The following is a 25,264-nucleotide window of genomic DNA, read 5'->3' on the forward strand; positions in this document are numbered from 1 at the left end:
ACGCAGGGATTATAGCATTTTCAATCGAATGATAAATGGAGCATCTGTGGAAACGCATCATGTCAATTTTTACAAAGCATTTATAGACGGTTCTCTTTGATAGGTTAGGTGCGTTATGTATTCTGAATTGAGTTAATCTGCTACATAGCGACTGAGCAAGATGCCGCTAAAAGCTAAACCGCCGCCTGCGTCATCAGCTGCGCTACCCGCGCACGTATGCGTACCCAATCAAAATGCTCGCCAGGGTCGGTCTTGCGGTTGGGCGCAATATCGCTGTGGCCTGTCAAGTGCTGGCGCGTCTTAGGATAGGCGTGATGAATGGCGGCGAGACACTGCGCCAAGGCTTCGTATTGTGCCTCTGTAAATGGCACAAAATCTGAACCTTCAAGCTCAATGCCAATGCTATAATTATTACAATCAGGGCGGCCCAAATAGCTGGACTTGCCTGCGTGCCATGCTCGCGCTTCAAAGTCCACAAACTGGGTGATGCTGCCATCGCGCTCGATGAATAGATGCGCGGACACCTCAGCGCCTTTGATGGTCTGGAAATACGGATGCGCGTCCCAGTCTAAGCAATTGGTAAACAAGGCTTTGACATAATGTTGACCTGACGCGTCACATTGACCAAATTCATTGGGCGGTAAGCTGATATTATGGATGACCACTGTATCAATATCACACGTGTCAGGACGGGTGTTTTGATTGGGTGAGTGCAGCCATGTGGCGTCAGATAAACGGCCTCTACAGACCGTCATAGTACGATATGATGAGGATTCATCATAGGATACAGAATGGGACATAAAAACCTCAACAACCAACAGCAGACTGCGGATTGTAGCGCAAATGATTCATATACGTACAGTCAGTTTGTCTTTGCGTTGCTACCGACTGCCGCCACGGTTATGATTGATTGCTGCCAAAGTATGGGCAAATGAGACTGACAAGGATGATGCTATGCGCCTGATTACCCCTTTATTTGTCCCGTCTGTATCTCGGTACACACGCTTGTCTTTTGTTCTTGCCATCAGTGCAGTCAGTATTCCTTTGTATAATGCAAAGGCAAACGTGGACACAGACAGCCTCGCGCCTACGAGTATCAGCGCCGCTGCTACTACTTCTAATACTGCCACGACCGATATGAGCGCACAACCTGTCAGCGCTGAGCTTGCCACATGGCGCGCGCAAGTACGTGAGCAGCGCTTATATGAGCGCACTACATGGCGGCGTTTATTGTACTTTGTGGACAAGGGCGATATCGCAGCAAAAAAAGCAAAAGAAAGTGCTGTAGACAAGGCCAGCTTTTATTTAACCCAAGATGGGCAACATAATCCAGCAGCAGAAATGGACGCGCTATTGGTCGCCATTGCGGCGCACTATCCAAAGATTCAGAATACGCGTACGCCAATCACCTTGCCTGATGATGACGCGCTATGCCGTTTTCCTGCGCGCGCCCGCTGGCTAAGCGCTGAGCTGGGATTGGATGATGTTTATATCTCTGTCCACTGCAAAAAGTTAGACAACTGGACGGACAAACTGGCCGCAAAACAGCTGTCGGTGATGTTTGCCGAGGAGTATCTGGACAATCCGATGTCTGCCTTTGCCCATACCTTGCTGCGTATTGACTCACAAACCACAGGCACTCCTGAGCACAATATCCGGCACGCCTATGCGCTCAATGATACCGTTGATGGCGACGCGGCGGACAGCTTTGTCATTTATGCCATTAAATCCATCTCGGGCATTTATAACAACGTGATTGAGATTGACCCCTATTCTGAAAAATTGGCAAAATACGTTCACGATGATGAGCGTGACGTATGGACATACCGCTTGGCATTGACGCCTGCTGAGGTCGAGCAAATCATGTACCACGTGTGGGAAACCAAGGATTTGGCGCTGCCATATTATTTTACTACCGACAACTGTGCCTCGGAGATACTTCGTCTTATTGACGTGGTGCGCCCTCAGAATACCTTGCTCCAGCAGCTACCGTATGCGGTCGTGCCTGCCGAGGTCATTACTTTATTGCAAGACTATCAGTTGCTTGACGATCAATCGTACACACCATCTGCTGCCACCCGCCGCCAAGCCTTACAAAATAAAGCCACCGAAAATGATGTACCGCTAGACAAAGATATGCTGAATAAGGCCATCAATGCTGATGATGTTCAGACGCTATTGCCCGATGATACCTTGGTCGCCTCAGACAACAATCCCTTGACCCGCCACCCGCTACAAATGGCCAGTATCGGCGTGGGGCAGGCAGGTGGTGACAGCTATACCGAAGTGGGCATTCGCGCAGGCTATCACGACCGCTTGGATAAGGCGTCGGGCTTTCCGCAGTTCTTTGACTTGGGCGGGCTAGAGGCGCGCGTGCGTTTTAACGAAACAGACACTGATAGAGACAATGACCGTGTTGAGTTGCAGCAGGCGACCTTGATTCGCGGGCGCTCGTTTAATCCCTTAAATACCAGTCATGCAGGTAGCAGCTGGGGCATTAACATTCAAGCGACGCGGGTCAATGATGGCGCTGACCCAGAAGGGCGCGACCATCTGGTTGGTAGCCTTGGTTATGAGCGCGGGGTATCATGGGCGTTTGGCACGCCGCGCGCGGGTACAGGCGAGATGCCGCCGCAGCTGTGCTATGGCTTAGCATCTGCAACAGGGCAGGTCGGTCGCGGCATCAGTAAAGGCTATCGCGTGGGTGCAGGGGTGCATCTGGGCTGCGACTATCAGATTAACAATCGGTTACGCGCACAAGCCCAATTGCAGCTGCCGTATTGGTATCATGGCAACAGCGACGCGGCGGGTTATCGTGGGCATTACTGGCAACCGATTACCATGCTCGGCGTGCAATACGACATTGACGCCAAAAACGCCATACGCCTAGAAGCCAACTATGAGTGGCAAGAGCGCATTGAAAAAGGCGATGATGTCCAGCTGTCGTACCGCCGTTATTTTTAAACAGCGGGGACTATTCATCGCTTAAAAATTTAAAATTAAACGCTATAAATTAAAGATAAAATAAGACAATAAAAGGCAAGACTATGACCGAAGCGCGCTGGCTCATCATCGGACAAGGAGCGATTGGCCTTGAGGTGACCAACCAACTGGCAGCAGACGGGCACCCTGTGACAGGGCTGGCGCGGCGCGAGCGTAATACGTATGATTTGGCAGCGAATGCGGACTTTATGCAGCACGATGCGCGCACATTGACCGCCGAGCAGCTTGCACCGTTTAGTCACATTGCTATTATTGTCACCCCTGATGCGTACTCTGAATCAGGCTATCAAGACAGCTATTTGGCGATTGCTGAGCACCTTGCCACGCTTGCTGCGCAGTTGCCCAAACTGCAGCGCATGGTGTTTATTTCTTCAACAGGCGTGTACGGTCAAGACAGCGGCGAGTGGATAGACAAAGACACGGTGCCGACCACGCCCACGCGTGCCGCTTCGCAAGTGATTTATCAGGCGGAGCAGGTGTTGCAATCAGCATTTGCGGCGCGTCTTAGCATCATTCGCCCAAGTGGCATCTATGGCAAAACGCGCCTGATGCGCTTGCGCCAAGCAGAAAAGGGCAGTGCTGCCAGCATTGACGATCCTCACTGGACGAACCGCATTATGGACAGCGACCTTGTGCAAATTATTGTGAATGTATTAACGATGGAGACGCCCGAGCCGTTATACATCGCCACCGATTACGCGCCCGTCACAACTCAAGATTTGATGCGTTGGCTAAGCGAGCAGCTGGACACCGATATGCCTAGCGTGAATAGAGCGGGTGCGGTAACGGGTAAGCGACTGCACAGCAATATTCCTTTGACGTGGCTTCGATACCCTGATTGGCAAATGGGGTATCAAGCGATTTTAGCCAGCTATCAACAGCAATAACATGTTTAAAAAGTATATGTGTTAGGGCGCGTCCCTATGTTTGTAAAGTAACAATGTAAAATGAAAAATGGAGAAAGGATGACCGAGCCACATGAGCCACCTCAGGACGTGTCTGGTGCTGTGCCGATGCGCCATGCCACTACGCGTGACACATCGAGCACGCCTTTTGCTATCAGTCATCCAAATTTTGACCCCGATAAGACCCCGCTCAATCCTGCCCGCCCGTTAACTGACATTCCAGAGCCTGCGCGCCGCGTCAATCAGCAACTGCGCCGCTTATATGGACAGCGGCACACCTTGCATCAGACCGACAGCAATACTTTGTCAAAATGGCAACTGATGGCGTCACAGCCGTTTGCTGAGCATCTGGCATTGTTGCAGGCGGGCGGGTTGATAGTATTGCCTGACAGCTTTTATCACAATCACAGCAGCTATCCGCTGTTGCCCTCATTGACCGATATGCCGCTGCTTGACATGGCAGACATCCAAAAGACTCTGCGCGCTTATCCCGCGCTGACCCGTTATGGCATGGTCACAGAAAACCACAACAAGACAAAAACCAAAACCCAATTAAAAAATAAGTCAAAAAGTCAAGCTGATCCGCAAGCGGCGAGTTTACGTGCGCTGGTGCGCCGCTACGATAAGGATGAGCTGATAAGTAGCGACTATGCGGAAGATTGGCAGGTCATCTTGCAGCCACAGGACTTTGATACGGGGGCGGGCAGCCTTGCGACCGATATTTTGGCGTGCAGCGTGGCGGTACATGCATTAACCTCATGCCCCAAGCGCCAAAGCATCAACCACAGCTACAGCGCGGACGACATTTGCCAGTATGTGCGCAGCTATTTGCTTAGCCAAACCGTATTGACACCCGCGCAGCGTGCCACCTATCGCCAAATACGTCTATTTACAGGACATATTATTGTTGCGGCGCATTACTTGGGCTTTGATATTCAGTTTCAGGATGACGGACAGTGTTATTTTAATCTCTCCTCACGCTGTAGTTTGCTGGCGCGTTATGCCAATATCACTGACTATTACATCAATGGTTGGTCAAGCTAGGGCGTGTTGAGCATTCGACCATGGCACTGACAGCGACTATTTTTTAGGCGATTCGACGTTAAAAATAATAAGTTTAGTCATGCTAAGCGTTTATTGCTCTTATAATAATGCGTACAATAACGGCTTATTTGTCGTTAGATTTTTTGACTTGCTTTTAAGGAAACCGTTATGCAAACCGCCGCATTTTCAGCCCATCAATTTATTGAACTGGCACTGGACAATCAAGTGCTCAAGTTCGGTGAGTTTGTTTTAAAGTCAGGACGTATCAGCCCGTATTTTTTTAACGCAGGACTCTTGGCAACAGGCGAGATGCTCTCAGTATTGGCAAGCGGTTATGCCGACGCCTTAGCAGCGCAAATGAAAGAGGCCAATCAAGACGAGCTGGTCATCTTTGGCGCGGCATACAAAGGCATTCCGTTTGTGGCAGCGACCGCACAGGCGCTATGGCTCAATCACGGCATCAATGCCAAATGGGGCTACAACCGTAAAGAAGTTAAAACTCACGGCGAGGGCGGTAACCTAGTCGGCGCGGACGTCTCAGGACGTGCGGTATGGATTTTAGATGACGTCATCACCGCTGGCACGGCGATGCGTGAAGTGGTCGATATCCTATCGAACGCAGGCGCGACCGTTGCAGGTATTTTAGTCGCGCTCGACCGTAAAGAAAAAGGTCAAGCTGAGCAGTCAGCCATTCAGGAGCTTGCCGCGACCCTTGATGTGCCTGTACAGGCGCTCGTGGATATGGATGATATCATCGGCTATTTAGCGTCTGATAACAGTCCTTATCAAGATGCCGAGCAGCTTGCAAAAATGCAGCATTACCGTACGCAATATGGCGTATAATTTTTACAATTTTTATTCTTTATCGTGCGATATGTCCGCTGGTCATGAGCGGCGTCGCACCCTCAATCATCGCACATTGGCGCAGCATTACTATAGATAAAAACAGATAAAACACGCTGATGCCCAATGTCCAATAACCAAGTGAGCGCCTTATGACTCAAGCAGCTATTCCCACCGCATTACGTATTTTGGTCGTGATGGATCCGATTGAACGGGTCAATTATAAAAAAGACACCACCCTTGCGATGATGTGGGCGGCAGCCGAGCGCGGGCACACGCTCAGTTACTGTCAGATTCATGATTTGTGGCTGGATAAAGGGCAATTGATGGTGGACGCGCAGGACGTGAGCGTTGCGCGCAATCCTGATAAGTTTTATGAATTGTCAGCGCAAAAGACCGAAGCCATCACAGGCTTTGATGTGATCTTGATGCGTAAAGACCCGCCATTTGATATGCGCTTTATTTACGCGACCTATTTACTAGACCACGCTAAAGCGGCAGGCGTACTGGTGGTCAATGACCCAAGCGCCATCCGTGATTGTAATGAAAAGCTGTTTGCCACATGGTTTAGCGAGCATATGAGCCCGACCATCGTCACCAGTCGTCAGGCGCACATCCGCAAGTTTATCAAAGAGCATCAAGACGTTATCGTCAAGCCGTTGGACGGTATGGGCGGCACAGGCATTTTCCGTTTGCAAGCGGACAGCCACAATATTGGTGCAACTCTTGAGATGCTGACTGAGCTTGAGACCTTGCCGATTATGGCACAGCGCTATTTGCCTGAGATTAAAGAAGGCGATAAGCGTGTCTTAATTGTCGATGGCGACGTGGTTGAATACTGCTTAGCACGTATCCCAAGCGATGGTGAGACGCGTGGTAACCTTGCCGCAGGCGGACGCGGTGTAGCGATGCCGATCAGTGATGCCGAGCGTAAAGTGGCGGAAGTGGTCGCGCCGATCGTCAAAGAAAAAGGCTTGATGTTCGTGGGTCTGGATTTAATCGGCGGACGCATTACCGAGATCAATGTCACCAGTCCAACCTGTGTGCGCGAGATTGATGACCAGTGCGGCACCGACATTGCCACCCAATTAATGGTGGCGATAGAGTCGCGTTTTTAAACCTGAAAAAGACAAAGAACACTGACGTGCAATGATAGAGCCATGGGCGCTGTGATAGGCGCTCAAACACTGAAAAATAAAGGTACAAACCGTGTACAAAACACGGTGTATCTGCTCAGACTTTACTCTATACTATGCACGTTTTTTCAAGGACGATGTATGGTGAGGCCTTCCTTGATGGTATATAAAGCCCCTTCACCTTGATAAGACAATATAGGCACGCGTTTATGAAAACACCGCACATATTAATGATGGCTGCTGGCACAGGTGGACACGTCTTTCCTGCGCTGGCAGTCGCTGAAGTCTTGACCCAACGCGGCGCGGTTGTACATTGGCTTGGTACGCCAAACGGGATGGAAAATGATTTGGTCAAGCCAACAGGCTATCCGTTTCATGCTATTAATATGCAGGGCTTACGTGGTAAAGGGTTCGGGCGATTACTAAAGTTACCGACAACTTTGTTGTCTGCAACGATGGCAGCCATAAAGGTTATCCGCAGCAATCAGATTGATATGGTGGTTGGTTTTGGTGGTTACGTCAGTGCGCCAGGTGGCATCGCAGCGCGTATGACGGGCACGCCGCTAATTATCCATGAACAAAATGCCATCGCAGGTATGAGCAACCGCTATTTGGCAAAAATGGCAAGCCAAGTGCTACAAGCCTTTGATAAGACGTTTCGTGAGCCATCACTACAGGCCAAGCTAACCACCGTTGGCAATCCTGTACGCCAAAACATCACAGGCGTTGCTGCACCCGCGACGCGCTACGATGTGCATGATACCAGCCCGCTACGTGTTTTGGTGGTTGGCGGCTCGCTTGGCGCGCAGGTGCTAAACACCACGATGCCCAAAACCTTAGCCAATATGTCAACGCCCGTTGCCGTCAGGCACCAGTGCGGACGCAATAACGAAGCGGCCACCGAGGCGGCGTATGCAGACGTGAATATTCCCCAGCACGAAGTCACCGTGCAGCCGTTTATCCGCGATATGGCAGATGCCTATAACTGGGCGGATGTGGTCGTGTGCCGTGCAGGCGCGTTGACCGTAACCGAAATTCAAAACGTCGGTATTGCCGCGATTTTTGTGCCGCTACCGCACGCCGTTGACGACCATCAGACCGCCAATGCGCGCACGCTTACCGAGCATGGCGCTGCGATACTGATGCCGCAATCGGAGCTGACGGCAGAGCGCTTAAGCGACACCTTAGAAACACTTGATCGTAATCGCTGTCTGGATATGGCGCAAAAGGGTCATGCCTTAGCCAACCGCAATGCCAGCACCCACGTTGCTGATATTCTTTGGCAACAGTTGACGCAGTAAATGCTAATGGTCACTGTCTTAGCTTAACGGCACCCTTTTTATTTTACTTATTGATTATAGAGAACTCATTATGTCACCCACCCAGCTACGCGACACCGCTCAGCCTAATGAATTACCAAAACGCCTGATTGAAATTCCTGAAATGCGCCGTATCCAGCATCTACACTTTGTGGGTATTGGCGGCTCAGGCATGTGCGGCATCGCTGAGGTAATGTGTAATCAAGGCTATCAGGTGAGTGGCTCGGACATTGCTGACAGTGCGGTGACCAAGCGCCTAAAAAGCATTGGTATTGAGATTTTTATTGGTCATGATTCAAAAAATATCGCTGATGCTGATGTGATCGTAGTGTCCTCTGCCATTGACCGCAGCAACCCTGAAGTGACCGCCGCCCTAAAAGCGCGCTTGCCTGTGGTGCGCCGTGCGGACATGCTCGGTGAGCTGATGCGCTATCGTCATGGTATCGCAGTGGCGGGCGCGCATGGTAAGACGACCACTACCAGTCTGTTGACCACTATGCTTGCCGAAGGCGAGCTGGATCCCACGTACGTCATCGGTGGGCGCTTAAATGCGTCGGGCAAAAATGCCGCGCTCGGTAGCAGCCGCTTTTTGGTGGCAGAGGCAGACGAGTCGGACGCGTCGTTTTTATCACTACATCCCATGGCGGCGATTATTACCAATATCGACCAAGACCATATGGAAACGTATGAAAACAGCTTTGATAAATTAAAAGCGGCGTACATTCAGTTTTTGCATAATATGCCGTTTTATGGTCTTGCCGTTATTTGCGGTGACGACCCTGAGCTGTACGCGATGATTGATGACATCTCGCGTCCCGTGTTGACCTTTGGTCTTGAGCCGTACAACGATGTACAAGCGGTCGATGTGGTCAGCGACGGTACGAAGACCCACTTTACCGTACTGCGCCGTGACCGCGACCCATTACAACTGACCCTAAATATTCCAGGTATTCACAACGTCTACAACGCGCTTGCCGCCGTAACCATGGCGACCGATGAAGGCGTAGATGATGAAGCGATTAAGCGTGCGCTACAAAAATTCGCAGGCGTGGGTCGCCGTTTTGAGCAGCAAGCCTGCGTTGAGCATGAAGAAGGCGATGTCTTGTTGATTGATGACTATGGTCATCATCCAAAAGAAGTGGATGCGACCATTAAAGCGGCGCGCCAAAGCTTCCCTGACCGTCGTCTGGTCATGTTGTTCCAGCCGCACCGCTATAGCCGTACCCGTGATTGTTTTGATGATTTTGTCGAAGTATTATCGACTGTGGATGAGCTGTTGATGCTCGACGTCTACGCCGCAGGTGAGGCGCCCATCGTTGGTGCGGACACCAAAGCGCTGGCACGCAGCATTCGTCTGCGCGGCACGGTTGAGCCGACCATCATTGATAAAAACAACATTGCACCTGCCATGCAGCGCTTGCTTCAAGGCGGTGATTTGCTGATTACCCAAGGCGCAGGCAATGTGGGTCAAATCGCCATTGAGCTTGCAGAAAACAATTTGTACTTAAAGTAATCACACTTAACGCTTTTATTTAACTCTTTTTTGCCATTATTTTGGATGTGTCTTATGAGCCAATCTTCTTCGAGCGATACTGCGACCAGCAACCAAGCCGCCCAGCCTATGACGACTCAAAAAGCGCCTAGCAGTCATGTGACTGACGCCAGTGTCTTTGGTCGTGTGGCGGTGGTCTGTGGTGGTGACAGTAATGAGCGTAGCGTGTCCTTAAATAGTGGTGCTGCGGTACTAAAAGCGCTAAAAAGTCGTGGCGTCGATGCAGTGCAATTCGATCCAAAAGAGCAAGCCATCACTGAGCTTGCAAACTATGATCGCGTGTTTAACATATTGCACGGTCGCGGCGGTGAAGATGGGTTGCTCCAAGGTATTTTGCAGTGGTTGAATATTCCACAAACAGGCTCAGGCGTACTTGCCTCAGCCCTTGGTATGGATAAGGTGCGCACCAAGCAGTTGTGGCAAGGCTGCGGTTTATCAACCGCGCCATTTTCTTTACTCACTGCAGATACCGATTGGCAGCAAGTGGTCAACACGCTTGGCTTACCGCTGATTGTAAAACCTGTACATGAAGGCTCAAGCATTGGCATGACCAAGGTCAATCATTTGGACGAGCTGCCGCTGGCTTATCAAACGGCAGCTGCCTGCGGCGATGAAGTGATGGCAGAGCGCTGGATTACAGGGCGTGAATTTACCATCGTCATTATCGATGATGAAGCCTATCCTGTCATTCGCTTAGAGCCTGCGGACATTACCAATTTCTATGATTTTGAAGCCAAATACAATCGCAATGACACCAGCTATTACATTCCCTGCGGCCTTAGTGACAGCGAAGAGCAACACCTGCAAGCACTAAGCCTTGCTGCGTTTCGTGCTGTTGATGCTAAAGGCTGGGGACGTATTGACGCCATGCAGGATCAGCAAGGTAACTTTTGGTTGCTAGAAGTCAACACTGTTCCAGGAATGACCAGCCATAGCCTTGTACCAATGGCAGCAAAAGCACGTGGCATGGACTTTGAAAGCTTGTGCTGGCATATTTTGGCACAAACGGTTCAGTAATGATTTTATTTGATTGTTTTAAAGCCTTAAATATGAATTTGATAAGGTATGAATGTACTGCATTAATAAGAAAGTAAGTCATATCAATTTTTATGTAAACTTATGTAATGTAATCTCTTGATACAAAGCAGGCGCTATTGTTTATTACTAAAATACGTTAATATTGCAACAATGATTCGGCTATGGCACTATGATTTAGGATTTAAAACATACGTATGTATAGTCAAAAATATCAAAATTAATAAACGCTTATGGATGATGCACTGCTGTATCAATAGTAGATCGTAATAATAAACTTATGTTTTTTTATTATAATTACTATTGATTCTGTGAACAAAGGGGTTTTTAGTAACATGACTCAAACTGTCAACGAGGTAACTGACTTAATGAGGTCACCACCCCGAAAATATAAAATGCCGCAAGCGCTTTCAGGCTCTACCATTAAATATATTTTTATTGGTTTGCTTATGCTGCTTTTATTACTTATTGTCTTTATGGGCAGTAAGCGTTTACAAGAAGCACCACCAGCAGATTTGCATATCGATGCTTCAACCTTGAATGCCGCAGAATATGCGGTTTTACAACAGAGCATTCAGCAGCAGCACGTTGGCAGCTTTTTTAGTACGGATCTACAAGCCATACAAGACAAAATTTTGCGTTTGTCTTGGGTAGATGAAGTCAGCGTTACTCGTGACTGGCAACAAGGTATCGTCATCACTGCGCTACCAAAAAAAGCCATCGCTCACTTTGGTACTGAGCGCTTGATTGACGCAAAAGGGGCAGTATTCGTCCCTGCTGATGGTCGTGAGCTTGTTAATGCCAATTATGTCACTTTGCAAGGTGAGACGGACAAAGGGCCAGTCATCATGCAAGAGATGCAACAAATTAATGAATGGTATGAGCCGCTTGACATGCATGTGGCAGATATTATTTTGACGCCGCGTATGACGTGGGTGGTACGCTTTGATACAGGTCTTCGTGTCATCGTGGATAACGAAAGTACGGCGCAAAAACTGATAGCACTGCGTGATGCTTTAAATCATCAGCTTAAAGATCGCCGCGCTGAAATACAGTCTGTTGACTTGCGTTATAAGAATGGTTTTGCAATCACTTGGCACAGCACCGCAGCATCTTAAGCGAACGACAGCCGTACGGTGGGAGATAGGCATACCCACAGGGAATCGTACAAAAAAATAAGTACATACTTTAATTGAGTATGTATGCCATGGCTTTGTAACGTATGTTTTTAACGATTTAATAAAGCGTTTTAGGCGTTTTATTCAGCGATAATTTATTTGTTACCATGAAAAATACTGAAAATTTGGTTGTTGTTCATCTAAGTGCTACCGCGGTACAAGTAGTCATTGGTCGTGTGATGTCTGCCAAAGACATACGCATCATTGGGACAGGACACGTTAAAAACAACGACTTTTATCAAGGTCAAATCAAGCATCGTGAGCGTTTACAAAGCGCGATTAAACAAGCGATTCAAGAAGCAGAAGACATGGCCAACTGCCGTGTGCACAGCGTTTGGCTAAGTTTTGCAACGCCTGAGCTTGTCAGTACTAATAGTGCAGGCAGTGTTGCCATTCAAGAAGACAGCGTACATGCTCAAGACATGGTCAATGCATTAAGTGTGGCCAAAAAAGCCGACCTACCTTCTGATTATTATTTAATGCATTGCTGTCAGCAAGGTATCTATATTAATGACCATGATCACATGGTTGATAATGCTATCGAAATCGTTGCCGATGACATCACTGTCATGTATCACATGATGATGGTGCCTGTTGCCACGCGTCAAAATATTCAAAAGCTTTTGCAAAGCTGTGATGTTGGTATTGACCATGTGGTCTTCGATGCAGTGACAAGTGCTGAATACAGCCTGATGTTAGAGGAGCGTCAACAGGGCGTGTGCCTCGTGGACATCGGCGCCAGCACCACCAGTATCTGCGTCTATAAAGAAAACAAGATCATATTCACCTGCTGCATACCGAGCGGTAGCCATGAAGTGACGATGGACATATCGGCGGATATGGGCATTTCTATGATTGAGGCAGAAAAACTAAAAAAACTGCATGGCACTGTCGATGTGAATAGTATCGACCCAGGGCACTTTTTTAAATTTAAGCCGCAAGGCACCAGTGAGCCCTTAAACATTCATATGTACGGTCTGGCACAGATTATCGAAGCCCGTTATATTCATATCTTTACTGAAGTGGTACGCCAGTTACATGAGGCAGGACTGCTGGGTTATATCGATCGTGGCATGGTGTTGACAGGCGGCGGCAGTAGCATCAAAGGTATGATTCCTTTTGCCAAAAAATTGTTAAAAATGCCTGTCGTCATGACCAATACGCACCCTCACATTACCGCTGATAACAGTACTGATGATGAGGATATTGTTAAAGCATTGGACAGCAGTATCCATAACCGTGAATATCAAACCGCCTTTGGCGCGTTGTTGTACAGTCAAAGCGAGCAGTTTCGTAATAGTGAGCAAAGTGAGCCTGAAGCCATCGCTCATGCAGGCTCTTTGAGTTTATTTAAAGGGATGCGTCAGAGCTTTGGTAATGTGCTGAAAAAGATACTATAATCAACCGCTATGAACCACGGAATGAGCAAAGCTGCGCCGAATTTTATGGATACCCCTTTATATTAGTTAGTAAGTCGATAGCCTAAATATGAGTGCTGACTTAGATGCCTCATTTTGCTATGCAACTGGAGAATTTTTTTTATGCTAAAGTACAACATGTCAGATGACAACCAAGGTCAAAGCAACGGTCAAGCGCACTTTACCGTATTTGGTGTTGGCGGTGGCGGTGGTAATGCGGTAGAGCACATGGTACAACAAGGTATCAAAGGCGTGACGTTCGTCTGTGCCAATACCGATAAACAAGCGCTAGATCGTCTATCAACGCCGCACAAGCTACAACTGGGTGCGAAAACCAACCGTGGCCTTGGCGCTGGAGCAAATCCAGAGGTTGGTCGTGAGGCTGCTGAGAGTGAAGAAGAAGCCATCCGTGGTCTCTTAAAAAATTCAGACATGGTGTTCATTACCGCAGGCATGGGCGGTGGTACAGGTACAGGTGCTGCACCCGTAGTTGCGCGCATTGCTAAAGAAATGGAAATCCTAACGGTAGCGGTTGTGACCACGCCATTCCGTTTTGAAGGCGGTAAGCGCGTTAAAGCGGCTCAAGCAGGTATCGATCAGCTGTCTAACTTTGTAGACTCTATCATCACGATTCCAAACGATAAGTTGATGAGTGTATACGGTAATATCTCAATGAAGGACGCGTTCAAAAAGGCAGACGATGTCCTACTGCACGCGGTACAAGGTATTGCTGAGACCATCGCTAGCGAAGGTATGATCAACATTGACTTTAACGACGTGCGCACGGCAATGACGGCTAAAGGTCATGCAATGATGGGTATCGGTCGTGCCAGTGGTGATGATCGTGCGCGTCAGGCAACTGAAAAAGCCATTCGCTCACCGCTACTTGATGACCTACGTCTTGAAAACGCAAAAGGTCTGCTGGTTAACGTTATCTCATCTGAGTCGCTATCGCTGGATGAGTTTAGCAAAATCAGTGAAATTGTGGACGACATCACCGATATTGATGATGCACACATTTTCTACGGCTCAGTGATTGATGAGCAAATGGGGGATGATCTACACGTCACTGTGATTGCAACGGGTCTGACACTAAATGAAGATATCGAGCCTGAGCCCGTAGCACCACAAGCCATACCATCGGCTAACAGCACACAGTCTGTTGATCCAAATGTGCATACTAGCGCTTTAAATAGCCAAAAGCGTCAACAAACTCAGCTGTATCAAGAAAATACAGTGCGTCCAAGTACCAATCAAGAGCAGCCACAAACTAGAACCAACAGTATTCAGGACTATTTAAAGCGTCAGCAGAACAAATAGACCGAGCAGTCATACAAAAAAAGACCGATGCTAAAGCGTCGGTCTTTTTTTATTTTTGCATTGCACACATATAGTCGCTCACCGTTAAGGCCATGTGTTTATTGGATTCAAGACACAATGTGCAACAAAATATTGAATATATCTACCGCATGATAAGCAATATTAATCAATAAGATAAAAAAAATGATGTTTTTTACCTATAGCCGATGGGGGTGTGCTAATGGTACACTAGGCCAATTGTAACAAATTATGTGGGAGCGCAGTAATGAATCAACGTACTATTCAAGCAGCGATTGCCGTTACAGGTATAGGTTTGCACAGCGGTGAACCTGTGCATCTTGCGTTTTACCCGCAGCCGACAGATACGGGTATTGTCTTTGAACGCTCGGACCTCATTGGCTCAGCGCCTGTACCAGCAGATGCCTTTTTGGTGCAGGACACTTTGATGTCTTCTAACTTGGTTTTAGATGATGTGCGTATCGGTACGGTTGAGCATTTACTCAGCGCTATTGCAGGCCTTGGTATTGATAACTTATTGATTCGAGTATCTTCTGCCGAGATTCCCATTATGGATGGTAGTGCTGCACCGTTCGTCGATATTTTGCTCGATGCAGGTATCTGCGAACAAGAAAAGGCAAAGAAGTTCTTGAAAGTCGTTCGTCCTGTACGCGTCAAAATTGATGATAAATGGGCAGAACTGCGTCCGTATGATGGTTTTGAATTAAACTTTGAGATTGACTTTGATCATCCTGCTTTTGATAAAGAGCAGCAGCATGCACAATTTAGTCTTTCCTCACAAAACTTTATAGAGGGACTGTGTAGTGCCCGTACTTTTGGCTTTGTTAAAGATATCGAAATGATGCGCCAAAATAACTTAGCACGCGGCGGAAGCATGGAAAACGCGATTGTTATCGATGATATGCAAGTATTGAATGCAGAAGGTCTGCGTTTTGTGGATGAATTTGTGCGTCATAAAATTTTAGATGCACTTGGTGATTTGTATTTGATTGGACATCCTATCTTGGGTCGTTTTAACGCGTACAAATCGGGTCATGCTTTAAACAATTTACTAGTACGTGAAGTACTTTCTGATGAAAATAATTTTGAAATTGTAACATTTGATGACAACGTAACTGCGCCTATCGACTATTTACGTGTGAATGACGTAATCGTCTAAGGAAAAGTACAGGATTATACAGGCTGTTTCGTAACACTTACGCAATATTACATTTTAGAGCGTCAGCCTATTTGTTGTTAGATAAAAAAATACAGCCTATGAGTTGCAAAAAGCGCTGATCAGCTCTATTGATGGGTTCTTATACTATTTTTTAGAAATACCCAAACTTTTATCTTCAAGATGAAGTAAAAAGTTTGGGTATTTTTTTTATATTAATTTTGAGAATAATTATCATCATTTACAAAGCTGTAAAGTTATTTTTTACATAAAGTTACAAAGTAAACGCCAAAAAATCAGTCATTAATTAAGCGTAAAAGTGCATTTTTGAGTTTTTGGTCGGTGGTGACATGCTCGGCTGCCTGTGCTATAGTCCGCTTTGTGTTTTGGCTAAGGGCCTGATTTACATTGGCTTTGTTAGTATTTTTAAACACATCTGGTCGAGAAGACTGGGACGACTGAGCAACCTTATTGGCGCAATTGTCCACTACTACGACACGCAGTTCTTTGAGTTGTCGAAACGTAAGTGATTGATTGGTCAAGAGTTCTAGATATGCCTTTTGTAAATAGCGCATATGGTTGGCAGCCGTTACGGAGCAGACACTGAGCGTAAGCTCAGTATCAGTGAGCCCCACAACCCAGCAGGTAGACAGGATTTCTTCTGGCAGACACTCTGCCAATAGATGCTTTATTTCATCAGTAGCCGTAATCAACCGATGTAGGTCATGGGTTAGACTACTGGGTAGAGCACTACCAGCAAAGGCTTGATGTTCAATAAGCTGAGCGAGCCGATTGGGCTGTTTTTTTGACATCGTAGGTGTCATCCCCGTGATGATAAAGGTACGGTTCAAAAATCCATTTAAGATAAGAGGTGCGGCAAACGATCATTACGGATATGAGGTCATAGACCGTTGCACGTTTGCTGATATGAAGAGTGTAGCATGATTGGCATACCATGCTCTTCTAAATGATTTGATGCACTGTTAAGGATGACAGGCACTCTTGTATTAACAATAGGTAGCAACTTTATGAAACGAGCTTTATTTCTTTTTTCGGTATTAGGCATGGGCGTGGCACAAACGAGTGGTGCAGCAGAAGTCTACTACCAACCAAATAATGCTTCTATCAACACGGTGACTAACCGTACGATTAGCGCCAATTATGGCTCAAGTAAGAATATTTATAGTACCAGTAGCGGCGCACATGTTTTTAGCAACGACGAAATCAGTCAAGCTATCGACAATCTAAGTGCTCATGCCAAACAAAAAGAGTATGAGCTGGCCTCATTGACCAGTCAGCTGTCATACGAAAAGCGCCAACAAGCGCGTGCTTCGGTACCAAGCAGCGGCTCAGCACCCGCTATTGCGGCTTCTCGCGCCTCAAGCGTGGCATTATCAAGCAGCTCAGGCTGGTGTGCACGCTACGTGCGTAAAGCATTACAGTTTGCAGGCTATGATTTCACACCAAATCCATCTGCCTATCAGTATGCTACTCGTGGCACTTTGGCAAATGCAGGCTTTAGCAAAATCAGCAATGACAGTGAGCCACAAGTCGGTGACGTGGTTGTTTATGACCGCAGCGCAAAGCACCCTCATGGCCACATTCAAATCTTTGACGGTACGCATTGGATTTCTGACTTCCGTCAAAACAGCATCAGCCCATACAGCGGCGTTTATAACTACACCACATGGCGCGATACGCGTTACGTAGACGACGCATCAGATCGTGGCATCTATCTTGCGATGGCAGACAAATAAGCAGTCTTTGCTTAATAGGCAAATGATATTGCCTAGCGCTTTTGCCCACAGTTTCTCCAAACCCAGCAATTTTCACGTTAAGATTGCTGGTTTTTTTTGTCTACACATTGTGCTTTTAATGAGTGATTAGCTTTCAAAAGTGATATGTAAGGGGTACTTATGATAGCGCTGTCCAATAGTCCTTATTGTGAAAATCGGGTGGAGAAGGGTGCACGGGTGCAAAGTACAAATGCATGCCTGCCAGTTTGAGTATCACGCAAGGATGTAGGTAGGCAGGATAAAAGTCAGGGTCAATCGCACGCAGCTCACTTAAAGGGATATTGAAACGGCGGTTATATTCCTGCGAATCTGGCTGGATGGTCGTTTCTGTGTCGGTACTGCTGCTTATATAGGACGACGGCCAGTAAATGCTTGCTGCTTTATTATCTTGGGTATTGTATAAGGCGGTCGGCGGTAAGTGGTTGGGCGTACGATAATCGCCAAACTGATACAGCGCATAGCGTCCATCGGGACTGGCGTTAACTTCTATATAGGCAGTGCTGTTTTTGAGTGCAATAAAGCATTCAAGGCAGGTTTCTTGCCATAGATAATCGGTAAAGTGGACGTGCTCAGGATGCCAATCAGGCCAGTCTAAATGCGCCGCTAATGTTTCGTCGTTTATTGTGATGCGGTAATCGAAAGACAGTGATTTAGCAGGCACATTTGAGAAGGTTACGGTTACGATGATGCGTATAGCATCTAAAGCGGCATAAGTGGTCTGTAATGTCTCTGCGATAGTATCCAGCTCATGTGCTGCCAGCTGTAAAGAAAATTGCCATTGACGGTCTGTGTCTGCGACTTGATGGGTCATTGCGGTCTTTTTATATGCCTTATTAAATACAATTTTTTAGGGGCTGTAGTAGATAAGCCCCAAGTGCCAGCCATAAAAAAAGCGCTGACCGCAGCAGAAATATATCTTACTGAGGAAGCGCCAGTACTGCCACACGCATTAACCGTGGCGAGTTAAGTTCGACAGCTTTGGGTTGGCGTTCGGGTTTTGACGCAACAGTAGCGCCATACGACCGATGCTATGAATCAAATAAGCATTGGCAGTAGTCGCAAGCTCAGTACCAATCATATCGCGGTCATGCTTGCTGCCCGCAGGTAATTTAACTTTGATTAACTCATGGTCGTTTAACGCACGGTCAATCTCTTCGATGATGGCAGGGGTGACGCCATTGTTACCAATCATAACCACAGGTTTTAGCTCGTGACCGATACCTTTTAAGCGTTTGATAGTGGCGTTATCAAGTTCCATAATAATCCTAATCGTGTCAGCGTCGTTTGGTGTCTTGCCAGCATGTATCACTGAGCGCATACGTCCAACGACAAAGTAAAAATAAAATAGCCCAAAGACCTTAGCGTTATTTTAACACTGTCTTTTTAGCAATATGAGCAGATATGTTACAAAAAGGCATGTATTGTCTATAAAGGCGCGTTACTGATAGACAGGACGCTGAGGTAGGCAAAAAGAGCGCTAGTGTAGCAACTGCACTATAAGGACGCAATCCATTACGGTATATTATTTGCGTTTAAATGGCTTATTAAAACGTGTGCACAATCTATACACGACACGTCATTTACGTGGCGTAGAGGCTACAATAGCGGTCTGTGAAAATGTTACACTAAATATAAAGGATGATAGTTTAAGCTTGATTGATTTATAAGCAAAAACTAAGCGTCCATCAGACAATTAAAGCGTAAAATATCTGCATGATATAAGATAAGGAGTCACGTTTGGCCACGCGTATTGAAAACAAAAAGCTGTCAAAAAGTAGCCGTGCTTGGATGAAAGAGCACCTTGATGATTATTATGTGCAGCAGGCTCAAAAAGAAGGCTACCGCGCGCGTGCCGCCTACAAACTTTTAGAAATCAATGAAAAGACCAAGCTGATTCGTCCTGGGATGACGGTGGTTGATTTGGGCAGTGCCCCTGGCAGTTGGTCACAAGTAGCGGGGCGTTTGGTTGGCGATAATGGCATTTTGATTGCCTCTGACATCTTGCCGATGGATGCGCTTGAGAACGTTACCTTTATTCAAGGCGATTTTCGTGAGCAAGACGTTTTTGAAAAGATTATGAACGAAGTGGGTGGTCGTCAAGTCGATGTGGTGCTCTCTGATATGGCGCCCAACACGTCGGGTAACTCGGCGGTCGATCAGCCGCGCATGATGTACCTATGTGAGCTGGCGGTCGAGTTTGCCGAAGCCACATTGCCTAAAGGCGGCTCGCTTATTATGAAAGTATTTCAGGGTGAAGGCGAGCAGGCTTTGCGCCAAGACATGCAGCAGCGTTTTAGCAAAGTACGTACGATTAAACCAGCAGCATCTCGTCCGCGCTCTAAAGAGGTCTTTTGGGTGGCGACGAAATAGTCGACAATCTTTATTGTTGGCATTGACATCACTGAGCAAATAAAGCACAGTCGTACGCGGTAGGGGCAATGAGAATAGTTGCTATTACCGATAAGGAATAAATGGTGAGATGTCTTGAATTATACAAGGCAAAACCACATATCATGATATATTAACTTTGCTTGCTTTGAGCAAAGTCGTCTGTTAAGCAGAGGCTGACCATATGGGGCGTTGCCATACATCACGGACAATAGTGATAGGCAACCTCAAAGAAGCAGCACGCACAGGCGTTACGTGTTTAATAAAACACACCAATAAGTAAGGGATGGGAATAACTAGTGAGCGACATGGTAAAAAATACCTTATTGTGGCTGGTAGTCATTGGCGTATTAGTGCTGGTGTTCAGCGGCTTTGATCAGTCGTCCGAACCAGACAATCTCAACTATTCTGAATTTGTGACCGCGGTGTCCGACGATCAGATAGCCAGCGTAGAGATTGACGGCGAACAGATTACTGGCGAAAAGAAAAATGGTTCGACCTTTGAGACCATCCGTCCTGCCGTGTCTGACGATCAGCTGATGCCGCTATTGCGTGAAAAAGACGTTGAAGTACAAGGCACTGCACCAAAGCGCCAAAGTATATTGATGCAGCTATTGATAGCCAGTTTCCCAATTTTGTTAATTATTGGTCTGTTCTTATTCTTTATGCGTAATATGCAAGGCGGCGCTGGTGGTAAAGGCGGCGGTCCAATGAGTTTTGGTAAATCAAAAGCCAAAATGTTGACAGAAGATCAAATCAAAGTGAACTTTGATGATGTGGCAGGCTGTGAAGAAGCCAAGCAAGAAGTGGTCGAAGTGGTCGACTTCTTGCGTGATCCAGATAAATTTACCAAGCTGGGTGCAATGATTCCCCGCGGTATCTTGATGGTAGGCCCTCCTGGTACAGGTAAAACACTTTTGGCAAAAGCCATCGCAGGCGAAGCAAAAGTACCGTTTTTCTCAATTTCAGGTTCTGACTTTGTAGAGATGTTCGTTGGTGTCGGTGCCTCACGTGTGCGTGATATGTTTGAACAAGCCAAAAAGAGCGCGCCATGTATCATCTTTATCGATGAGATTGACGCGGTCGGTCGTCATCGTGGCTCAGGTATGGGCGGCGGTAATGATGAGCGCGAACAAACCTTGAACCAGCTTTTGGTTGAAATGGATGGCTTCGAGGGTAACGAAGGCGTTATCGTCATTGCAGCGACCAACCGTGCAGATGTGCTGGATAAAGCGCTATTGCGTCCAGGTCGTTTTGACCGTCAAGTACAAGTCGGTCTACCAGACATTAAAGGCCGTGAGCAGATTTTAAACGTGCATTTGAAAAAATTGCCAAGTACAGTCGCTGTAGATGCTCGTGCCTTAGCTCGTGGTACGCCTGGTTTTAGTGGTGCGCAGCTGGCAAACCTTGTCAACGAAGCGGCACTCTTCGCTGCGCGTCGTAATAAGCGCAGTGTGGATATGCACGACTTTGAAGATGCGAAAGACAAGCTTTACATGGGTCCTGAGCGTAAGTCTATGGTACTGCGTGAAGAAGAGCGCCGTGCGACCGCTTATCATGAAGCAGGTCACGCCCTAGTGGCTGAGCTATTACCAGGTACAGACCCTGTGCATAAAGTAACCATTATGCCGCGTGGTTTTGCCCTTGGTGTGACATGGCAGTTGCCTGAGCACGACACAACCAGCATGTACAAATCAAAAATGCTTAACGACATTGCGATTTTGTTCGGTGGTCGTATTGCAGAAGAAGTCTTTATTCATCAGATGTCAACGGGCGCATCAAATGACTTTGAGCGTGCGACTAAAATGGCGCGTGCAATGGTTACCAAGTACGGTATGTCGGATGCGTTAGGTGTGATGGTCTATGAAGACGATGACAGCTCACAAGGCTACTTTGGTGGCGGTCGTAGTATCTCAGAAGCCACGCAGCAAAAAGTCGATGATGAAGTGCGCCGTATGCTAGAAGAGCAATACGATATTGCACGTGAGCTGATCGAAGCCAACCAAGATAAGATGCATGCGATGGTCGATGCCTTGATGAAGTGGGAAACGATTGATCGCGACCAGTTACAAGACATCTTGGCAGGTGAAGAGCCGCGTCCACCAAAGGTTTATCAGCAAACGGAAGTGTCATTGTCAAAAGATGACAAGAACACACCAGTGACACCGCCACCGCTACCAGCAATGTAAAAACTGACTGTTAGGTTTACTAAATTGCTGCCGAAAAAGCCCTTTTTTTATAAAAGGGCTTTTTTATTATGCGTCCTTTGTTGTTATGATGAACAGCGTTATCCTTTAATAAAACTACAAAAATATCATTCATTACGGATGTCTTATGTCACTATTCCAACCGCTTCCTCCTTATATTATTAGCAGTCGTCACAAGAATTTAGATTTGTCTTATCCGCAAGTCATGGGTATTTTGAATGTGACGCCAGACTCTTTTTCTGACGGTGGGCAATTTACCTCTGTCATGCGGGCGACGCGTCACTGTCAAGAAATGCTGAATGCAGGTGCGAGTATTATCGATATTGGTGGAGAATCTACGCGCCCTAATGCCGATAGTGTCAGCACCAGTGAAGAAATCCAACGCGTCGTCCCTGTCGTTAAAGCCATTCGCCGTCAATGCGGTTCAGCGCCTTGGATATCGATTGATACCAGTAATCCTGAAGTCATGCAAGCGGCCTATGAGGCGGGGGCTGATATCTGGAATGACGTACGTGCGCTCAAACGCGCTGGCGCTGCTGAAATGGCTGCTAAGCTTGATATTCCTGTGATGCTCATGCATATGCGCGGTGAGCCTGACACCATGAATGACTTGGCAAATTATCAGCAAGTGGTTACTGAGGTAAAGCATGAGCTGATTGTGCGTATTGATGAAGTCACGCAAGCGGGTGTGCGTCGCGATAATATGATTATCGATCCAGGCTTTGGCTTTGCCAAAAATTACGAGCAGCACTGCACGCTATTGACTGAGCTGCGTCAGTTCGAAAGCTTGGGTCTGCCATTGATGTTTGGCATATCACGCAAGCGCTTTTTGGCAGAGGTACTGAGTAAAAGTGGTATCGATGCTTTTGCTGATACCAAAGCCGATGAACGCGATGCCGCAGGGACAGCAGCGGGTCTGTTTGCTATTCAGCAAGGGGCATGTATCGTGCGAACTCATAATGTGCCAATGATGGCGCAGACGGTCGCGCTGTGGTCGCAGTTGTCTGAGCATAGGCATGGGGATCAGTAGCGCGCATATCGGTACTATCTATCTGTGCGGAGGTTATTTACAATAGCTTGTCCGCACAGTAGTGAATGCCTTTGACGGCTTTGCTTTTTTTATTGTTAAGAGGTTTTATTATGAGTCAGTCTGCCGCCCCTGAGCCTACCAATGAGCAGCGCCGCATCATTTATCAAGCGCGCCGTGGCCTAAAAGAGCTGGATTTTTATATTGATCCGTATGTGAAGGAGTTGTATTTACACGCATCGCCAGAAGAGCAAGCGACCTTTGCAGAGATGCTGACCTACGAAGACCCTGATTTGCTTGATTATTTTACCAATCAATCACGCCCTGATGATGAGGCGGTATGGTCGCTTGTGAATCAAATCAAAACGTGGCGTCATGGCAAAGCCCTGTAATATTACGTCCATTGACCCTATGTCGTTACGGGTTGATGTCGCGATTCGCCCCAGCCGTTGTTACCGCCTTATAATGACGTTGGGGTTTTTGCTTTCTTTGGGGCTATTGGCGTTATTAGCCAATTTGCTTTGGTGGCAGTATGCGCTTTTATTGATTGCGTGTGTGCTTACGCTTTATTTTCTGCAGCCACGCACGCGTATCCAGCACATCAGCCAACAGCCCTTGCATCGACCCTTGACGGACAATTGGCAACTAATTGTCCAGACCGAACCGCGCCCAATCATCTGGCAGGCCAAACTCCTTAGCGCTCAGCATTACGGACGGGTAATGCGTTTGCGTTTTATGCGTGTTGAGCCTGATGTCCGTCCGTTATCCTTAATCCTTTATGCCGACCAAGTGTCAGCTGCCGATTGGTATGCGCTGAGTGTCTTGGCACAAAGTGCCCCGCAACAATAAATTCTGTCTATAACGCTCTTGTCCTCAATAGGCGTTTCTTAGCTTCCTGCCTTATCACTTGCTCAGCTTTTTTATCCTGTATTCCCTTTATCTCACTTTTAAATGATGTTAACTCTTTGATAAGTAACAAAGCGCTACAGCACATAACAAAACCGCTATTTGATACGACAAAGCATCTGCTATGGTAAAAGCATTCCGTATCCGTGAGCATGCCGTTTATACAGATATCGTTGGTCAGAGTTTATAAAAAACGCTATCAGCCAAACAGACAATGTTTTAAGCGGGTATACATTTGATATAAGACAATAAAAATAGGGGTAAGTTATGAGTTTATTAGGCAGTTTGGTCACACAAATCGTTCGTAGCGCTACCGATCCTCAAGATGCGGATCGTAACCCTGTCGGACAGCGCACCACCACGCGACGTACTGGTGGTTTGGGTGATGTTTTGGGCAGCGTACTGGGTGGCGCTCAACAACCGCGCACGCAACCACAAAGTCGCCAAACGCAACAAGCGGACAATAGCTTTGGTCTTGATGATATTTTGGGCGGTTTGGTCGGTGCTGGCGGCGCACGCCAAGGCGGCACGGGCGGTCTGGGTGATATTTTGGGTAGTGTCTTAGGCGGTCAACGTAATAAGGGCGGCTTTGGCGGTAAAGGTATGTTGATTGCCGCGCTGTTACCATTGGTATTGGGCTGGATCCAGCGTAATGGCGGCTTAGGCGCGGCGCTATCAAAAATCACCAATATGGGCTATGAGCGTCAGGCGCATTCATGGATGAGCAATCAAGAGCAAAATGATAATATCGACCCTGATGACATCAATCGATTATTTGATGAGCAAGAGATTCGCCAAGTGGCTAACCACACGGGTGCAGATACCGCAGAAGTGCGTCAAGGTCTTGCTGAGCTACTGCCAGAGGTCATTAATCAACTGACGCCGAATGGCAGCCTAGATAATGAAGCCGAAGCCAATCAAGAAGTTGCCGCAATTATGAGTCAACTGTCAGGTCGATTAAAAACACTACAGTGATGATATTTGCGGACAGAAGTCTCTTTTATTATGAATAA

General features: G+C 47.2%; 23 protein-coding genes. 19 read left to right on the top strand and 4 right to left on the bottom strand.

Annotation, left to right across the window (positions count from 1 at the left end):
* Window positions 1-173: 173 nt before the first annotated feature.
* A complete protein-coding gene (ampD, locus tag JIE71_RS05280) occupies window positions 174-800 on the bottom strand; it encodes a 1,6-anhydro-N-acetylmuramyl-L-alanine amidase AmpD (protein ID WP_199507688.1) in 627 nt (208 codons plus the stop codon).
* A gap of 154 nt (window positions 801-954) precedes the next feature.
* Between ampD and JIE71_RS05285 the strand changes: the two genes are divergently transcribed.
* The 12 genes from JIE71_RS05285 to lpxC all read left to right on the top strand — a co-directional run bounded on the left by JIE71_RS05285 (window position 955) and on the right by lpxC (window position 15,930).
* On the top strand, window positions 955-2,964 hold the full coding sequence (locus JIE71_RS05285; protein WP_199507689.1) for a DUF4105 domain-containing protein: 2,010 nt from the start codon (window positions 955-957) through the stop codon (window positions 2,962-2,964).
* An 83-nt stretch (window positions 2,965-3,047) separates the two neighbouring features.
* On the top strand, window positions 3,048-3,890 hold the full coding sequence (locus tag JIE71_RS05290; RefSeq protein WP_199507690.1) for an SDR family oxidoreductase: 843 nt from the start codon (window positions 3,048-3,050) through the stop codon (window positions 3,888-3,890).
* Between the two features lie 78 nt (window positions 3,891-3,968).
* Window positions 3,969-4,952: a hypothetical protein gene (locus JIE71_RS05295; protein ID WP_199507692.1), complete on the top strand. Its 984-nt coding sequence runs from the start codon at window positions 3,969-3,971 to the stop codon at window positions 4,950-4,952.
* Between the two features lie 168 nt (window positions 4,953-5,120).
* Complete coding sequence (gene pyrE, locus JIE71_RS05300) at window positions 5,121-5,795, top strand: orotate phosphoribosyltransferase (RefSeq protein WP_199507693.1); 675 nt, start codon at window positions 5,121-5,123, stop codon at window positions 5,793-5,795.
* A 152-nt stretch (window positions 5,796-5,947) separates the two neighbouring features.
* Complete coding sequence (gene gshB, locus JIE71_RS05305; RefSeq protein ID WP_199507694.1) at window positions 5,948-6,913, top strand: glutathione synthase; 966 nt, start codon at window positions 5,948-5,950, stop codon at window positions 6,911-6,913.
* A 227-nt stretch (window positions 6,914-7,140) separates the two neighbouring features.
* Window positions 7,141-8,232, top strand: coding sequence for an undecaprenyldiphospho-muramoylpentapeptide beta-N-acetylglucosaminyltransferase (murG, locus tag JIE71_RS05310; RefSeq protein ID WP_199507695.1), 1,092 nt, complete (start codon window positions 7,141-7,143; stop codon window positions 8,230-8,232).
* Window positions 8,233-8,302: 70 nt separating this feature from the next.
* The gene (murC, locus tag JIE71_RS05315) at window positions 8,303-9,763 is read left to right on the top strand and encodes a UDP-N-acetylmuramate--L-alanine ligase (RefSeq protein WP_199507696.1); all 1,461 of its coding nucleotides are present in this window, start codon (window positions 8,303-8,305) and stop codon (window positions 9,761-9,763) included.
* 138 nt (window positions 9,764-9,901) lie between these two features.
* Window positions 9,902-10,819: a D-alanine--D-alanine ligase gene (locus JIE71_RS05320; RefSeq protein WP_323126914.1), complete on the top strand. Its 918-nt coding sequence runs from the start codon at window positions 9,902-9,904 to the stop codon at window positions 10,817-10,819.
* 467 nt (window positions 10,820-11,286) lie between these two features.
* Window positions 11,287-11,955 carry a cell division protein FtsQ/DivIB gene (locus tag JIE71_RS05325; protein WP_228284553.1) on the top strand — a complete coding sequence of 223 codons (669 nt, stop codon included), beginning with the start codon at window positions 11,287-11,289 and terminating at the stop codon, window positions 11,953-11,955.
* A gap of 167 nt (window positions 11,956-12,122) precedes the next feature.
* A complete protein-coding gene (ftsA, locus tag JIE71_RS05330) occupies window positions 12,123-13,415 on the top strand; it encodes a cell division protein FtsA (RefSeq protein WP_199507698.1) in 1,293 nt (430 codons plus the stop codon).
* 141 nt (window positions 13,416-13,556) lie between these two features.
* The gene (gene ftsZ / locus JIE71_RS05335) at window positions 13,557-14,753 is read left to right on the top strand and encodes a cell division protein FtsZ (protein WP_199507699.1); all 1,197 of its coding nucleotides are present in this window, start codon (window positions 13,557-13,559) and stop codon (window positions 14,751-14,753) included.
* Window positions 14,754-15,018: 265 nt separating this feature from the next.
* Complete coding sequence (gene lpxC, locus JIE71_RS05340) at window positions 15,019-15,930, top strand: UDP-3-O-acyl-N-acetylglucosamine deacetylase (protein WP_199507700.1); 912 nt, start codon at window positions 15,019-15,021, stop codon at window positions 15,928-15,930.
* A 293-nt stretch (window positions 15,931-16,223) separates the two neighbouring features.
* Here the strand turns inward: lpxC and JIE71_RS05345 are convergent, their stop codons facing one another.
* Window positions 16,224-16,739: a DciA family protein gene (locus JIE71_RS05345; protein WP_199507701.1), complete on the bottom strand. Its 516-nt coding sequence runs from the start codon at window positions 16,737-16,739 to the stop codon at window positions 16,224-16,226.
* Window positions 16,740-16,955: 216 nt separating this feature from the next.
* Between JIE71_RS05345 and JIE71_RS05350 the strand changes: the two genes are divergently transcribed.
* Window positions 16,956-17,684, top strand: coding sequence for a CHAP domain-containing protein (locus JIE71_RS05350; protein ID WP_199507702.1), 729 nt, complete (start codon window positions 16,956-16,958; stop codon window positions 17,682-17,684).
* 157 nt (window positions 17,685-17,841) lie between these two features.
* On the opposite strand, the gene JIE71_RS05355 is transcribed toward JIE71_RS05350, so the two are convergent.
* Together JIE71_RS05355 and JIE71_RS05360 are read right to left on the bottom strand one after the other, a co-directional pair.
* On the bottom strand, window positions 17,842-18,534 hold the full coding sequence (locus JIE71_RS05355) for a hypothetical protein (protein ID WP_199507703.1): 693 nt from the start codon (window positions 18,532-18,534) through the stop codon (window positions 17,842-17,844).
* A gap of 138 nt (window positions 18,535-18,672) precedes the next feature.
* On the bottom strand, window positions 18,673-18,981 hold the full coding sequence (locus JIE71_RS05360; protein WP_199507704.1) for a YhbY family RNA-binding protein: 309 nt from the start codon (window positions 18,979-18,981) through the stop codon (window positions 18,673-18,675).
* A 479-nt stretch (window positions 18,982-19,460) separates the two neighbouring features.
* Between JIE71_RS05360 and JIE71_RS05365 the strand changes: the two genes are divergently transcribed.
* The 6 genes from JIE71_RS05365 to JIE71_RS05390 all read left to right on the top strand — a co-directional run bounded on the left by JIE71_RS05365 (window position 19,461) and on the right by JIE71_RS05390 (window position 25,226).
* Window positions 19,461-20,093 (top strand): RlmE family RNA methyltransferase, encoded by a 633-nt coding sequence (locus tag JIE71_RS05365; RefSeq protein WP_199507705.1) that lies wholly within the window; start codon window positions 19,461-19,463, stop codon window positions 20,091-20,093.
* A gap of 317 nt (window positions 20,094-20,410) precedes the next feature.
* Entirely contained in the window at window positions 20,411-22,300 is a 1,890-nt protein-coding gene (gene ftsH / locus JIE71_RS05370; RefSeq protein ID WP_199507706.1) for an ATP-dependent zinc metalloprotease FtsH, read from the top strand.
* 145 nt (window positions 22,301-22,445) lie between these two features.
* Window positions 22,446-23,348 (top strand): dihydropteroate synthase, encoded by a 903-nt coding sequence (folP, locus tag JIE71_RS05375; RefSeq protein ID WP_199507707.1) that lies wholly within the window; start codon window positions 22,446-22,448, stop codon window positions 23,346-23,348.
* A gap of 110 nt (window positions 23,349-23,458) precedes the next feature.
* Window positions 23,459-23,737, top strand: a complete 279-nt coding sequence (locus JIE71_RS05380; RefSeq protein ID WP_199507708.1) for a succinate dehydrogenase assembly factor 2 — start codon at window positions 23,459-23,461, stop codon at window positions 23,735-23,737.
* On the top strand, window positions 23,721-24,194 hold the full coding sequence (locus JIE71_RS05385; RefSeq protein ID WP_199507709.1) for a hypothetical protein: 474 nt from the start codon (window positions 23,721-23,723) through the stop codon (window positions 24,192-24,194). The genes JIE71_RS05380 and JIE71_RS05385 overlap by 17 nt, the downstream gene beginning before the upstream one ends.
* 324 nt (window positions 24,195-24,518) lie before the next feature.
* Window positions 24,519-25,226: a YidB family protein gene (locus tag JIE71_RS05390; protein ID WP_199507710.1), complete on the top strand. Its 708-nt coding sequence runs from the start codon at window positions 24,519-24,521 to the stop codon at window positions 25,224-25,226.
* The last annotated feature ends 38 nt before the right edge of the window (window positions 25,227-25,264 follow it).

Source organism: Psychrobacter sp. bablab_jr014 (assembly GCF_016464015.1).
GTDB lineage: Bacteria > Pseudomonadota > Gammaproteobacteria > Pseudomonadales > Moraxellaceae > Psychrobacter.